The sequence below is a fragment of the Salinimicrobium oceani genome, from assembly GCF_012037645.1.
Map to the genome: position 1 here is coordinate 1 of NZ_JAAVJR010001222.1, position 343 is coordinate 343.

General features: G+C 37.0%; 1 protein-coding gene. It reads left to right on the top strand.

Annotated features, from left to right (window positions below; all coding sequences use genetic code 11):
• On the top strand, positions 1 to 212 hold a 212-nt coding region (locus HC175_RS21555; RefSeq protein WP_209310176.1), incomplete at its 5' end, for a hypothetical protein.
• Positions 213 to 343: the final 131 nt, after the last annotated feature.

The window sequence follows — 343 nt, forward strand, 5'->3', positions numbered from 1 at the left end:
ATTTTGGTTCTATTTTGTACGGACAGGGAGCCGCTATGGCATTACCTATCTGGGGTATTTATATGAAAAAGGTCTATGCAGATAAACAACTTAATGTTCCTAAAGGACCTTTTCCCAGGCCTGAAGTAGTAACTATTCAAACCGACTGTGATTCCTACGGAAAAGCTGCTTCAGATGATGAAGACAGTCTGCCCGATGAGCTGGATTTTTAAGCTTTTATAGTTTAATTGCAGAATAATTAATAATGGGCCTGAAGCATTGCTACAGGCCCATTATTTTTGTATTTTTCCGAATAAAACAACCAATAATGATCAATAAAACTGTAGAGAATGTTTCTGAAGCT